Genomic DNA, 13,869 nt, shown 5'->3' with positions numbered 1-13,869 from the left:
CGAGCGCGAGCTCCTGAACGTCAGCCGATGGCGTACGGCTTCAGTAGGACGACCGGTCAGGCGATGCCACCGTTTGCGCGCAGGATCTGGCCATTGATCCAGCCGGCATCGGGGCCGACGAGGAAAGCGACGACATTGGCGATGTCTTCCGGCTGGCCGAGCCGTTCGAGCGGCGGCATCTTGGTGAACTGTGCGATCAATTCGTCGCTCTTGCCGGCAAGGAAAAGATCGGTCGCGATCGGGCCGGGGGCCACGGCGTTGACGGTAATGTTGCGGCCGCGCAGCTCCTTGGCGAAGACAGGCGTAAAGGCTTCGACCGCGGCCTTGGTGCCGTTGTAGGCGGCATAGCCCGGCATGTTCAGCGCCAGTGTCGTCGATGAAAAGTTGACGATCCGACCGCCATCCCGCATCCGCCTTGCGGCCTCGCGCATCGTGTTGAACGTGCCTTTCACGTTGATGGCAAAGTGCCGGTCGAATTCCTCGTCGGTCGTGTCGGCCAACGCCATGGTTTTGAGAATACCGGCATTGTTGACGAGCACATCGACGCAGCCGAAGGCCGCTTCGGCAGCATCGAACATCCGGCGGACGGCTTCGACGCTGCTGACATCCGCCCTGGCGGTCAGGGCCTTGCCGCCTCTCTGCTCGATCCCGCGCGCCAGCGCCTCGGCGGGTTCGGGATCGCCGGAATAGTTGATGACGACGATAAACCCGTCCTTTGCCAGGCGTTCGGCAATGGCGGCGCCGATGCCGCGGGAGGCGCCGGTGACGATTGCGACCTTGTTGGTGTTTGCAGACATCTCGTTTCTCCTTCGATTGAACCGCTGTGCGCCGTTGACAGAGAGAAGATGCCTCGGTTTCTATTGCGGATAATCACGCGTTATCCGTCAACACTATCCGGACTTGTCGAACAATGGACAGATTGGACGCCATGCGGGTCTTTTCCCGCGTCGTTGAGCGGAGGAGCTTCACGCTTGCTTCGGAAGATCTCGGTCTGCCGCGCTCGACCGTCACCGATGCGGTCAAGCAGCTCGAAGCGCGGCTTGGCGTACGGCTCCTGCAGCGCACGACGCGGCATGTGAGCCCGACGCTCGACGGCGAAGCGTACTATCAGCGCTGCATCACCATTGTGGACGATATCGAGGACGCCGAGGGGGCGTTTGCCGGAGCGAAGCCGAAGGGGCTTCTCAGGGTCGATGTTCATGGCACGCTGGCACGGCACTTCGTTCTGCCGAGTCTGCCCGCCTTTCTCGAAACCTATCCGGACATCGAACTCTACATGAGCGAGGGGGATCGGCTGGTGGATCTGGTCCGCGAAGGCATCGATTGCGTGTTGCGTGTCGGCGAGCCGCAAACCAGCGACATGATCGGGCGTCGGGTCGCAATGCTCGATGAGATCACCTGTGCATCGCCTGGCTACATCGCCCGGTTCGGGGTGCCCAAGGCGTTCGACGAGCTCGATGGACACAGGATGATCGGGTTTCGCTCGTCGGCGACAGGCAACCTGTTGCCGCTCGAGTTCGTCGAGGAGGGGGACGTTCGCACGGCCACGCTTCCGGCCACCATCGCCGTCAATGCGGCGGAAAGCTTCGTGGCAGCGGCACGGTTGGGGCTCGGCCTCATTCAGGTGCCCCGCTACCACGTGGAGGGCGATCTGCAGAACGGCGCGCTCGTCGAGGTGCTGAGGCATTGCCGGCCGACGCCGACGCCCGTCTCGCTGTTTTATCCGCGTAGCCGTCAGCTTTCTCCGCGCGTGCGCGTGTTCATCGATTGGCTGGTCAAGGTGTTCGCCGAGAAGCGTTCCGCCGATCCGACACCGTAGCATCAGGTGCCGGAAATCTCCGGGTCCCAGGTGAACAGCTCCTTTGCCCGGGCGATGCCGCGCAACGCGAAGCGGCCGAGCGAAACGGCATCGGCGCGCAGGATGGGCGGACAGGCCTCGACAAATTCCGAGGACATAATGACATGCCGTTCGACCGACCGGCACATCGAAGAGATCCGGCTCACCTCGTTGACCGCCGGACCAACGACCGTGAAGTCGAGCCGGTTCTGGCTGCCGATATTGCCGTAAAAGACTTCGCCGATGTGGAGGCCCAGGTAGACGTCGGTTGTCGGTTTTCCGTCCTCGAGCCGCTTTGCGTTCAACTCGTTCAGCATCAGCCGCAACTGCCGCTCGGCGGCGACGGCCGAGGCACAGGCGCTGGCCCGGTCGCCGGCGTTGAAGATCGCCAGAACGCCGTCGCCGATCAGCTTCAGGACGCTGCCGCCATGATCGTGTATGGCGGTGATCACGGTACCGGCATAGTCGTTGAGAAGCGGAATAACCTCCTCCGGCGCGACCGTTTCGGATATCCGCGTATAGTTGCGCAGGTCGGAAAACCACATGACGGTCTCGATTTTCTCGGCGGCACCGCGCTCGATGCTGCCCTTGACGACCCGCTGGCCGGCGTCGTGACCGAGATAGACATCCGCAAGCGTGCTGATGATGCGCACGCACGAGGCTGCCTTGACGGCGAGCGCGAGCGTCGGCAGCAGCACTCTCAACGCGTCGACCTCATCCTCGCTGAAGCCGTCCGCCTTCTTCGTCGTCCAATAGGAATAAAAACAGTCCATCTCGCCGACGCGGCCCTGGTCGGTAAAATAATGGATCATGCTGATGCAATCCGTGTAGCCGTCCGCCTTCAGCGTATCGAGGAAATTATAGGGAACGGACGTTTCAGCAGCGAGCCGGATGCGCCGCTCGGCCTGGTGCTCCACGAGCATGTGATAAAAGATCGAGCGGTGCCAGCTCGCCTGCATCTCGCCGGTGGCGGTCGATCCATAGGGAGTGACCTCCGGGGCGTCCCCGCTTTCGCTGTCCCAGGTGAAGGATCGGCCCTCGATTTCAGGATGAAGCGTGTCGATCAGGCCGAGCGCGCGCTTGATCGGAAGTCCGGCCTGTTGGCACCTTTCGCAGAAGCCGGCGAGCAACTCAGGTTCCTCGCTCCCCCGGATACCCTGCTCGGATGTCCACTGCACCAGTTCGCGGATCTGCTGGTCGTTCATCATTCTTCCTGTCGAGATGACATCTGCTTCTTACTGCCACCCGTGGGCAAATGGCCGATGCCATAAACTATTCGAGATTTGGTCATTCGACCAGTTGCAGTGCACTCTGACCGATCGGCTTGCGAGCACGAATGTGCGGAACGACAAAGGCCCCGGTCTCGACCGGGGCCCCGAACGTCTTTTCCGCCATATCGCGGTTTTTCCAGCGTGGTGATCAGCCTGCGGGCGCCAGTATCAATTGGTCGACGCCGACGGCAATGTTCAGTCCTTCCTGGACCTGGACATTCACCGGCTGCAGCATGAAGGCCTTGTTGGTGCCGCCGGCGATCACCTTGGCACCGCCGCCGACCGCAAAGCTCGCATCGGCCCCGAGGCCGTAATACTCGCCGGCGAGGGCGTGTGCGGTTATCGGCGTGCCGGTCTTGGCCAGCACATCCCAAACCATCACGCTCTTGCCGGTCGTGCCGACGTCAAGGCCGAACTTCCTGATCATGCCCGCATAGACGGCCGTCGGTGCGCCATTGGCCGGCGTGTAGGTGCACATCAGGTTCTTCGTCGAAGTGATGATGAGACCTGTGCCGCCTTCCGAGCCGCAGGTAAGGCGGCCGAGCGTGACATAGCTTTGCGCAGCAGCGGGTGCAGCGCCCGAAAGGGCAGCAAGGGCGGCCGCTGCGATGAAGGTTTGCTTGATCATGGCTCAGTCTCCGTTATTGAAGCCATTGGTCAAACGGCTTCGAGACCGTGAAGGTTCCACCGGCGGGTTATGTGCCGCCGTACCCAAGCGCGCGCAAAAAAAACGCCCGCGAGATTGTCGCGGGCGTCGAAAGATCAGGAAATTCCGATCAGGTCATCGATTTCACACGGGCAAGACCCGCCCGGGCCGGCTCGTATTTGGGATCGAGCGAAAGCGCATGCGAATAGGACTTCGACGCCTTTGCCTTGTCCCCGCGCCGCTCGTAGATCAGAGCCTGATTTGCCCAGGACTCCGCCACTTTGCCGTTCAGGTTGATGGCGGTGTTGAAATCGGAAAAGGCATTGTCGTCGTCGCCCTGCGCGACATAGGAAATGCCGCGGCCGTTATAGGGTTCCGGCGAGCTCGGCGAGAGCGAAATCGCCGTCGAGAAATCCTCGATCGCCTGCCCGTGCTGGTTGCGCGCCTGATAGATCAAGCCGCGATTGTGGTAGGCGCGGGGGTCGGTCGTGTCGAGCTGGATCGCCTTGTTGAAGTCGTTGAAGGCGGCGTCGAGCTGGCCGGCCTGCCGGTATAGATTGCCGCGGCCGATATAGGCGACATCGTAGTTCGGGTTAAGCTGCAGCGCGGTATTGTAGTCGGAGACCGCCGCCTGCTGGTTGCCCATGTTGCGCTGGACGAGCGCGCGGTTGGCAAAGGCCTGGTAGAAGCGCGGATTGAGCTCGATCGCCTTGTCGAAATCGGCGAGCGCGCGGCGGAACTCGCCGGCGCGGCCATAGGCCGAGCCGCGTACATTGTATCCTTCGGGGTCGCTCGGATTGGAGGCGATGACGTTCGAAAGCGAGGCGATGTTTTCCTCCGAGCCCTGCGCCCGCTCGACGCGGATCATCGATTCGGAGTTGTCGGTCTGGCAGCCTGCAAGAAGCAGGGTGGAGCCGAGGATGAGCATGGCAGCAAGCTTCGGCCTGCGCTGGTGGCGGCGGTGCGCCTCGTTAATGGCGGAGACGTCCGCAGTCATGGCAGCAAATGTCAAAGTCGATCCCTCAATGCGACAAGATCCCGAAAGCCGTCGGCTTTCCGTTCACGGAGACCGGCGAATGCGCGGGGCTCCAGCCAGGGGTTCATCAGATCCTCCGGCGATCCGACCGGCTTATCCCGTCCGGGCGGCTGACCGTCGCAAGCTGACACGTCACGCTAGCTTGCCGACGGACATGGTGTCCATACTAAAAAGGCGGTGGCGATACCTCGCCCCCGCCACGACTTACATTGGAAAGCGTCGAAAAAACGACAAATCAGCGAGCCAGAAGGCCTTCACGCTGTGCGCGCTTGCGAGCCAGCTTGCGAACGCGGCGGACGGCCTCAGCCTTTTCGCGCGCACGCTTCTGGGACGGCTTTTCGTAGAAGTCACGCATCTTCATTTCGCGGAAAATGCCTTCGCGCTGCATCTTCTTCTTGAGAGCGCGGAGCGCCTGGTCGACATTGTTATCGCGGACAAGTACCTGCACGTGAATCCCGTTCCTTTGTTTCGAGTTGTCAGCCTCACCGTCAGGTATGTGAGGCAAAGAATATGTGTTCGCTGAGCTGGAAGCTCTACGATTAGAGGAGCGGATACCAGATCGTGCCGGGAAAGTCCAGCGACGACAGTGCGAGTGGACCGGAAAAATGCACGAGCGCGGCTTCCGCTGGGCATGGCGGGCCTGAACTTTGCCCTCCGCGGGGTGTTTACACGATGTCGCAACTCCGCCCAAGTTCGCCGAATCGCGTCGCAAAAGAAACGTTGCATGGCTCTCAGATTTGCGATTTCTAACGCCAACGATACGTTTTCTCGGGGTTCATGGAGTAGCAGGCGGATGCGCAAATATTCTGTTTTTGCCGTGGCGCGCGAGGCGCTGCGCGGCCACAAGGGCTGGGGGCCGCATTGGACCTCGCCGGAGCCGCGCAAGGAATATGACGTCATCATCATCGGTGGGGGCGGGCATGGCCTGGGTGCTGCCTATTACCTCGCCAAGGAGCATGGCATCACCAATGTCGCGGTGCTCGAAAAGGGTTGGATCGGTGGCGGCAATACCGGCCGCAACACGACGATCATCCGGTCCAACTACCTCTATGAAGAGAGCATGGACATCTACGAGCATTCGCTGAAGCTCTGGGAGAACCTGTCGCAGGACCTCAACTACAACGTCATGTATTCGCCGCGCGGCGTCATGATGCTGTCGCACAACATCCATGACCAGCAGTCCTTCAAGAGGCACATCAATGCCAACCGGCTCTACGGCATCGACAACGAGTGGCTGACGCCGGAGCAGGCCAAAGCCTATTGTCCTCCGCTCGATATTTCGAAGACCGCTCGCTATCCGATCAACGGCGCTGCGCTGCAGCGGCGCGGCGGCACGGCCCGCCATGACGCGGTCGCCTGGGGCTATGCGCGCGGGGCTTCCGACCGCGGCGTTCACATCATCCAGAACTGCGAAGTGACCGGGATTCGCCGCGATGCGACCGGCCGTGTGATTGGCGTCGATACCAATCGCGGCTTTATCGGCGCGAAGAAAGTCGGCATTTCTGCAGCGGGCCACACGTCGGTACTGATGCAGATGGCCGACGTGCGCGTGCCGCTGCAGAGCCAGCCGCTGCAGGCGCTCGTCTCCGAGCCTCTGAAGCCGATCTTCCCCTGCGTCGTGATGTCGAATTCGGTGCACGCCTATATCTCGCAGTCGGACAAGGGCGAGTTCGTCATCGGCGCCGGCACCGACCAGTACAATTCCTATTCGCAGACCGGCGGCCTGCAGATCATCACCCATACGCTCGATGCGATCTGCGAACTCTTCCCGATGTTCCGCCGCGTCAAGATGATGCGGCAATGGGGCGGTATCGTCGATGTGACGCAGGACCGTTCGCCGATCCAGGGCGTCACGCCGGTGCCGGGTCTCTACCTCAATGCCGGTTGGGGAACGGGCGGCTTCAAGGCGACGCCGGGCTCGGCCAACCTCTTCGCCCATCTCATCGCACGCGGCGAACCGCACAGGCTCGCTGCCGGCCTGACGCTCGAGCGTTTCCGCACCGGGCGGCTCATCGACGAGGCGGCCGCCGCCGCCGTTGCGCACTAGAAGGAAGGTGGAGCGACCTTTGCGCGTTCGACGGAACGCGCGGCGCTCTAATGCGAGGACATTCCAGATGCTTCTGATTTACTGCCCCTATTGCGAAGAAGAGCGCTCCGAGCTCGAATTCCGCAATGCCGGCGATGCCCATATCGCCCGTCCGACCAACATCGCCGAGATCAGCGACGAAGAGTTCGAAGCCTATTTCTTCCTGCGCGACAATCCGAAAGGCGTGATCTTCGAAAGATGGCGGCACATCCATGGCTGCGGTCGTTTCTTCAATGCGGCCCGTGACACGGTGAGCGACCGGTTCCTTACCACCTACAAGGCCGGCGAGCCGAAGCCCGACCTCGATGCCAAGCCCAAGACGAGCGCGACGGTCGAGACCTACGAGCCCCTGGAAGGAGCAGCGCAATGAGTGGAGCCAATCGCATTTCGGGTGCGGGCCGCCTGACGCCCGCCCGCACTGCCAGGTTCACCTTCGATGGACGGACGCTGACCGCGCTCGAGGGTGATACGGTTGCCTCGGCCCTGCTCGCCCACGGCATCCATCTTGTCGGCCGGTCGTTCAAGTACCACCGTCCGCGCGGCATTCTTTCCGCCGGGGCTGAGGAACCGAACGCGCTGCTCGACGTATCGCGCGACGCGGCACGCAGGCAGCCGAACGTGCGCGCCACGGTGCAGGAGGTCTTCGACGGGATGAAGGTCTCGTCGCAGAACCGCTGGCCGTCGCTCGCCTTCGATGTCGGCGGGTTCAACGACCTGCTCTCGCCCTTCTTCGCTGCCGGCTTCTACTACAAGACCTTCATGTGGCCGAAGGCGGCATGGCACGCGCTCTACGAGCCCTTCATCCGCCGCGCAGCCGGTCTCGGCGTTGCGCCGACGGAGGCCGATCCGGATCACTATGCGAGCCGGTACGTGCATTGCGACGTGCTGGTGATCGGCGCGGGCGCTGCCGGTCTTTCGGCGGCGCTTGCGGCGGCGCAGGCCCGCGCCAAGGTCATCCTGTGCGACGAGCAGTCGGAAGTGGGCGGTGCGCTCCACTACGACAGCGGCACGGTCATCGACGGCAAACCCGGTTACGAGTGGGCGCAGGCGACCGGCAAGGCGCTCGCGGACCGGGACAATGTCACCGTGCTGACGCGCACGACCGCGTTCGGCTACTACAACCATAATTTCGTCGGTCTCGTCGAACGGGTAACCGATCACCTGTCCGCGCCGGACAGGGCATTGCCGCGCGAGCGGCTGTGGCAGGTGCGGGCGAAGAAGGTCATTCTCGCCAACGGTGCGATCGAGCGTCACATGGTCTTCGCCAACAACGACCGGCCGGGCATCATGCTGGCGTCGGCGGGTCGCGCCTATCTCAACCACTTCGGCGTCGCCATCGGCACCAGGGTCGGCATCTACACGGCACATGATTCCGCCTACGAGGCCGCCTTTGATCTCAGGAACGCGGGCGTCGCCGTCCCGGCGATCGTCGACAGCCGCGAGAAGCCCGGCGAGGCCGTGCTGGCGGAAGCGCGCCGCCTCGGCATCGAGGTGCTGACCGGTCATTCGGTCGTCAACACCACGGGCAAGCTCAGGATCTCCTCGATCAGCGTTTCCCGAAGGGGTGGCGGTGCGGCGCGCAAGATCGCGGTCGATGCGCTGCTCGTCTCTGCCGGCTGGACGCCGTCGGTGCACCTCTTCTCGCAATCGCGCGGCAAGGTGAAGTTCGACGCCGAAACGGAGCGCTTCCTGCCGGGTACCTATGCGCAGGATTGCCTCTCGATTGGTGCCTGCAACGGCACCGACGATCTCCAGTCGACGATCGACGAGGCGCTTGCCGCCGGTGAACTGGCCGCGCGCGCTGCGGGTGCTGAAAACGGATCGCAGCTCGCGATTTCCGGCGAGAACGCCTTCGCCTGGACGGGCGGCATGATCGGCGCAGCGGAAGGGGCGGGGCCGGACACGACTGTCAAGGCCTTCATCGACTTCCAGCACGACGTCTGCGCCAAGGACATTCGCCTTGCGGTGCGCGAGGGCATGCACTCGGTCGAGCATATCAAGCGCTTCACCACCAACGGCATGGCGTCCGACCAGGGCAAGCTCTCCAACATGCACGGGCTCGCGATCGCCGCCGAGGCGCTCGGCAAGGGGATCCCCGAGGTGGGGCTGACGACTTTCCGCCAGCCCTACACGCCGGTGACTTTCGGCGCGATCGTCAACCATTCTCGCGGGAGCCTCTTCGATCCGGCCCGCAAGACGCCGATGCATGCCTGGGAAGAGGCGCAAGGCGCCGAATTCGAGGATGTCGGCAACTGGAAGCGCGCCTGGTTCTATCCGAAGGCCGGCGAGAGCATGCACGATGCGGTTGCGCGCGAATGCAAGACCGTCCGCGAAGCGGCCGGCGTCTTCGATGCGTCGACGCTCGGCAAGATCGAGGTCGTCGGCCCCGATGCGGCCAAGTTCCTCAATCTGATGTACACCAACGCCTGGGATAACCTGAAGCCCGGCCGCTGCCGCTACGGCATCATGCTGCGCGACGATGGCTTCGTCTATGACGACGGCGTCGTCGGCCGGCTCGCTGAAGACCGCTTCCACGTGACGACGACGACCGGCGGTGCGCCGCGCGTCATGAACCACATGGAAGACTACCTGCAGACGGAGTTCCCGCATCTGAAGGTGTGGCTCACCTCGACCACCGAGCAGTGGGCGGTCATTGCGGTGCAAGGCCCGAAGGCGCGCGAGATCATCGCGCCGCTCGTTGAAGGCATCGATCTTTCGAACGAGGCCTTCCCGCATATGAGCGTCGCCGAAGGGCGGATCTGTGGCGTGCCGACGCGGCTCTTCCGCATGTCCTTCACCGGCGAACTCGGGTTCGAAGTCAACGTTCCGGCGGACTACGGCCAGGCCGTATGGGAAGCGATCTGGGCCCGGGCTGAACCGATGGGCGCCTGCGCCTACGGCACCGAAACCATGCACGTGCTGCGCGCCGAGAAGGGTTACATCATCGTCGGTCAGGATACCGACGGGACCCTCACACCGGACGATGCCGGCCTTTCCTGGGCGGTGTCGAAGAAGAAGCCGGATTTCGTCGGCATTCGCGGGCTGAAGCGCCCGGACCTCGTCAAGGACGGTCGCAAGCAGCTCGTCGGTCTCCTCACCAAGGATCCGAAGGTGGTTCTCGAGGAAGGCGCACAGATCGTTGCCAATCCGAACGAACCGAAGCCGATGACCATGCTCGGCCATGTCACCTCGTCTTACTGGTCGGAAAATTGCGGCCGATCGATCGCGCTGGCGGTGGTCGCCGGCGGACCCGAGCGCCTCGGGCAGACACTTTACATCCCGATGGCCGACCGAACGATCGCCGTCGAGGTGAGCGACATGGTGTTCTTTGACAAGGAAGGAGGTCGCCTCCATGGCTGACCAGGCAACTGCAATCCGCAAAGCTCCGCTCGCCGGCCTGCGTGGCGGCTCGCCGGCGGCGATCCTGACGCCCGCGGCGCCCGCCTCACGGATATCGCTGCGCGCGGCACCGGACGCGGTTTCGGCACTGTCCGCTGCGCTGGGGGTCACCCTGCCGGTGCGGCCGAAGACGTCCGCTTCGACCGGAAAGCGCCACGCGCTCTGGGTCGGTCCGGACGAATGGCTGGTGATCGACGAAGACGGCACGGATTTGATGGCCGCCGCCGCCTCCAGTGGCGTCATGCATTCGGCGGTCGACATTTCCCATCGCAACACGGCCGTTATCGTCAGCGGCCCGGGTGCCGCGGTGGCGATCAACAGCGGTTGCCCGCAGGATCTTTCGCTCGCGATCTTCCCGGTCGGCGCTTGTTCGCGGACGGTTCTCGGCAAGGCGGAAGTCGTACTCCTCCGCACGGCCGAGGACACGTTCCGCGTCGAATGCTGGCGGTCGTTTTCGCCCTTTGTCTTCGGCCTTCTGTCGGAGGGAGCGGAAGACGCGGGGCACTGAAGAGTGCCGGCATTTCGAATTTGGAGGCGGCGGAGCGATCCGCCGCTTTTCTTCTATAGGCGAGCGAGTCTTGACCCTCATCCGCCTGCCGGCACCTTCTCCCCGTTGTGACGGGGAGAAGGGATATGCCGCGCTGCCCATGTCCCCTCTCCCCGCATGCGGGGAGAGGCTAGGGTGAGGGGCAATTCACTCCAACAGCGTCTCGACTCATGAGAACCGATCACGCTAACTTTTGCGTCGAGACAACCGAGAATCATGAGCTTGAGGCGGAGGAGTGAGCGTGAAGACACGCGTGGCGGTGCTGAGGAAATCACCGGTCGAGAGGCCCTATGCCAACACCCGGCCTCTTTCGATCGAGACCATCGACCTCGACCCGCCGGGACCGGACGAGCTTCTGGTCAGAATCGGTGCAGCCGGTCTCTGTCACTCCGATCTCTCCGTCATCAATGGCGATCGGCCACGTCCGGTGCCGATGGCGCTTGGTCACGAGGCGGCCGGCACCGTGGAGGCGGTCGGCAGCAGCGTGCGCGACATCGCGCCTGGTGATCGGGTGGTGATGAGCTTCATGCCGAGCTGCGGGCATTGTCTGCCCTGCGCGGAAGGCAGGCCGGCGCTCTGCATCCCCGGTGCCGAGGCAAACGGCAAGGGGACGCTGCTTTCAGGCGAGCGCCGTCTGCGCTGCGATGCGGTCCCCGTACACCACCATCTCGGCGTTTCCGCCTTTGCCGACTACGCCGTCGTCTCGCGCCACTCGGCCGTCAGGATCGAGGCGGACCTGCCGATGGTCGAAGCGGCCCTGTTCGGCTGCGCGGTGCTGACCGGTGTCGGTGCAGTCGTCAACACCTGCCAGGTCAGGCCGGGCCAGTCCGTTGCCATTGTCGGCCTTGGTGGCGTCGGATTAGCGGCGGTTCTGGGCGCGATCGCCGCCGGCGCCGAGCGTGTCGTCGCGGTCGATCTTGCCGAGGAAAAGCTGAAGCTGGCGCTCCAGCTCGGCGCGACCGACGCGTTCCTGGCCGGCGATCCGGATGCCGCCGGAAAGATCCGTGAGACGACGCGCGGCGGCGTCGATCATGCCGTGGAGGCGGCCGGTTCGGTGAAAGCCTTCGAGCTTGCCTACCGGATCACCCGGCGCGGCGGCTTGACCGCCTCGGCAGGACTTGCCCACCCATCGAGCCAGATCGCCATCCCTGCAGTCAGCCTCGTTGCCGAGGAACGCACGGTTCGCGGCAGCTACATGGGAAGCTGCGTGCCGAGCCGCGATGTCCCGCGATTCATCGCCCTTTACCAGCGCGGCAGGCTGCCGGTCGACCGGCTGCTATCGAGCACAGGCCCACTCGAAGAGATCAACGAGGCTTTCGATCTTCTCGATCAGGGGCGGGTCATCCGCCATGTGATCACGTTCTGATGGCGGTTCCGGCAATCATTTCGGTAAGCCGATCCAGTCTATCCATCGACCGTGGAAATCCGCCCGACCGATCAGATGCCCCTTGCCGCCGGGCCAAGTCTGAAGCGTCAGCGCAGCCCCGGGTCTCAAGCCATCCGCTTCCATCTGCAGCCAGGCAAGCGGTGCATCTGCCGTTGCCGCGGCGCCGGCAGCATTGATCAGTGCAACGCCCTCTTGCTGGGCGGATTCAGGCAGATATTGCCAGGCGACCGAGTGATAAACGACGTGGACTGCGCCGGGGAAGGGATGGGCGAGGCGCTGTTTCAGCCAGTCCACAGCGTCCGCGCGCTCGACAAGGTTGCCCTTGGCAGCCGCGATCGCCAGCGCATTTCGAGTCCGCTCGAGCCGCTCCGGCTGATCGGCCCAGATGTAGGAGAGCAAGCGTAGCCGGTCCCCCTCGCTCACCGGATCAAGCGGGTTGATGTCGCATCCTGCCCGTCCGACGATATCGACCGACCCACTGGGCGACACCGCGCCCGACCAGTCAGGCGAGACGATTACACCGGATCCCATATCGCCCCACTGGCTGCCGGAAAGCTCGTAGCCGTAGCGGTCCCAGTGGAGGTTCAACCCCCCACTCGCACCAATTTCCGACAGGACAAGTGGTTTCCCGAAGGCGCGTGCAACCGTGAGAAAGCCGGCAAGCAGTACACCTGAGCGGCGCACCTCATTCGTCTGCGGTGCGGAAGACAGCCGGTCGAGGATGAAATCGGCATGCTTCCGAAAAGCCCCTTCGCACGCGGCCCAGAGCGTCTTGTCGTCGGTTATGTTCGGTGGATAAGATGCAATCAACGTCTGGTCGCGATCCAGCAGCACAAGGGCATGCAGCGCGCCGAACAGCCGCAGCGGTACGGAGTCCGCCTCGGGCCGCGGATTGCCTTCCCAGCCGATGACGCGGGCGCCGACTGCACTTTCACCATCGAGGCGCTCGGCCACCAGCCGGCAAAGCCGGGCCATGAAAGGAGAGCCGAGTTCTTCGCAAGACTTCGCTTGGCCGCGAAAGGCTCGACGGACCCGCTCCTCGGTTTCCGCTTGCTCAGGCATCCGCCGGTCGGTCCTTCGGGTCGAACTGGATGATCGTCTGCCATGTCGCCGTCAGCGCCGGTTTTCTTTCGCCCTCGATTTCGACTGTGGCGTCATAGGTGATCATCAGCATGCCGGCGCCGCGGAAGCGGGCGTCTGCCATGGTGAAGCGGCCGCGCACGCGTGCGCCGCTCTTCACCGGTGCCACGAAGCGCACCTTCTCGAACCCGTAGTTGATGCCCATCGTCTGTTCGCGGATCTTCGGCAGGCAATTGTAGTTCATCGCCGAAAGCAGCGAGAGCGACAGGAAGCCATGGGCGATCGTACCTCCGAAGGGCGTTTCGGCTGCCGCGCGCACCGGATCGGTGTGAATGAACTGGAAGTCGCCCGTCGCCTCGGCGAAACTGTCTATGGTCTTCTGCGTCACGGTGATCCAGTCGGAGACGCCGAGCTCCTTGCCGATCAGACCCTTGATCTCTGAAAGTGAAATTTCCTGCGGCATTTGATTGTCCTGATCGCCTTTAAAGAACTAGAACGGAATGCGGACGGAAAAAGACCGCTCACACTTTTCCTCATCCGCTCCACGGGCCTCCCAACCGATCTATAGGCTGGCAGAAGC

The 13,869-nt window shown here is 63.4% G+C and carries 13 protein-coding genes; 6 read left to right on the top strand and 7 right to left on the bottom strand.

Translation table 11 applies throughout. The features are described from left to right. Positions 1-56 precede the first annotated feature (56 nt). Complete coding sequence (locus QN222_RS12695; RefSeq protein ID WP_283961285.1) at positions 57-797, bottom strand: SDR family oxidoreductase; 741 nt, start codon at positions 795-797, stop codon at positions 57-59. Positions 798-910: 113 nt separating this feature from the next. On the opposite strand from QN222_RS12695, the gene QN222_RS12690 reads away from it, so the two are divergent. Further along, the gene (locus QN222_RS12690) at positions 911-1,819 is read left to right on the top strand and encodes a LysR family transcriptional regulator (protein WP_283961286.1); all 909 of its coding nucleotides are present in this window, start codon (positions 911-913) and stop codon (positions 1,817-1,819) included. Between the two features lie 2 nt (positions 1,820-1,821). Here the strand turns inward: QN222_RS12690 and QN222_RS12685 are convergent, their stop codons facing one another. The 4 genes from QN222_RS12685 to rpsU form a co-directional block, all read right to left on the bottom strand. Further along, the gene (locus QN222_RS12685) at positions 1,822-3,042 is read right to left on the bottom strand and encodes an adenylate/guanylate cyclase domain-containing protein (RefSeq protein ID WP_283961287.1); all 1,221 of its coding nucleotides are present in this window, start codon (positions 3,040-3,042) and stop codon (positions 1,822-1,824) included. A gap of 214 nt (positions 3,043-3,256) precedes the next feature. Then, complete coding sequence (locus tag QN222_RS12680) at positions 3,257-3,736, bottom strand: DUF992 domain-containing protein (protein WP_283961288.1); 480 nt, start codon at positions 3,734-3,736, stop codon at positions 3,257-3,259. 148 nt (positions 3,737-3,884) lie between these two features. Next, a complete protein-coding gene (locus tag QN222_RS12675) occupies positions 3,885-4,751 on the bottom strand; it encodes a tetratricopeptide repeat protein (RefSeq protein ID WP_283961289.1) in 867 nt (288 codons plus the stop codon). A 274-nt stretch (positions 4,752-5,025) separates the two neighbouring features. After that, entirely contained in the window at positions 5,026-5,238 is a 213-nt protein-coding gene (gene rpsU, locus QN222_RS12670; RefSeq protein ID WP_012709405.1) for a 30S ribosomal protein S21, read from the bottom strand. 345 nt (positions 5,239-5,583) lie between these two features. On the opposite strand from rpsU, the gene QN222_RS12665 reads away from it, so the two are divergent. The 5 genes from QN222_RS12665 (at position 5,584) to QN222_RS12645 (ending at position 12,188) form a co-directional block, all read left to right on the top strand. Further along, entirely contained in the window at positions 5,584-6,837 is a 1,254-nt protein-coding gene (locus QN222_RS12665; RefSeq protein WP_284005457.1) for a sarcosine oxidase subunit beta family protein, read from the top strand. A gap of 67 nt (positions 6,838-6,904) precedes the next feature. After that, a complete protein-coding gene (locus QN222_RS12660) occupies positions 6,905-7,246 on the top strand; it encodes a sarcosine oxidase subunit delta (RefSeq protein WP_180939100.1) in 342 nt (113 codons plus the stop codon). Further along, positions 7,243-10,236, top strand: a complete 2,994-nt coding sequence (locus QN222_RS12655) for a sarcosine oxidase subunit alpha (RefSeq protein WP_283961291.1) — start codon at positions 7,243-7,245, stop codon at positions 10,234-10,236. The genes QN222_RS12660 and QN222_RS12655 overlap by 4 nt, the downstream gene beginning before the upstream one ends. Beyond that, the gene (locus QN222_RS12650) at positions 10,229-10,783 is read left to right on the top strand and encodes a sarcosine oxidase subunit gamma (RefSeq protein ID WP_283961292.1); all 555 of its coding nucleotides are present in this window, start codon (positions 10,229-10,231) and stop codon (positions 10,781-10,783) included. The genes QN222_RS12655 and QN222_RS12650 overlap by 8 nt, the downstream gene beginning before the upstream one ends. 280 nt (positions 10,784-11,063) lie before the next feature. Continuing rightward, positions 11,064-12,188: a zinc-dependent alcohol dehydrogenase family protein gene (locus QN222_RS12645; RefSeq protein WP_283961293.1), complete on the top strand. Its 1,125-nt coding sequence runs from the start codon at positions 11,064-11,066 to the stop codon at positions 12,186-12,188. A gap of 15 nt (positions 12,189-12,203) precedes the next feature. Here the strand turns inward: QN222_RS12645 and QN222_RS12640 are convergent, their stop codons facing one another. Next, positions 12,204-13,271, bottom strand: a complete 1,068-nt coding sequence (locus QN222_RS12640) for a DUF2332 domain-containing protein (protein ID WP_283961294.1) — start codon at positions 13,269-13,271, stop codon at positions 12,204-12,206. Further along, complete coding sequence (locus tag QN222_RS12635) at positions 13,264-13,752, bottom strand: MaoC family dehydratase (protein WP_283961295.1); 489 nt, start codon at positions 13,750-13,752, stop codon at positions 13,264-13,266. Before QN222_RS12635 ends, QN222_RS12640 begins: the two co-directional genes overlap by 8 nt. Positions 13,753-13,869 lie beyond the last annotated feature (117 nt).

Source organism: Sinorhizobium sp. 6-70, from assembly GCF_030124375.1.
Lineage (GTDB): Bacteria > Pseudomonadota > Alphaproteobacteria > Rhizobiales > Rhizobiaceae > Sinorhizobium.
The sequence above is the reverse complement of the archived record's forward strand: the minus strand, read 5'-3'. Positions and strand labels throughout refer to the sequence as shown.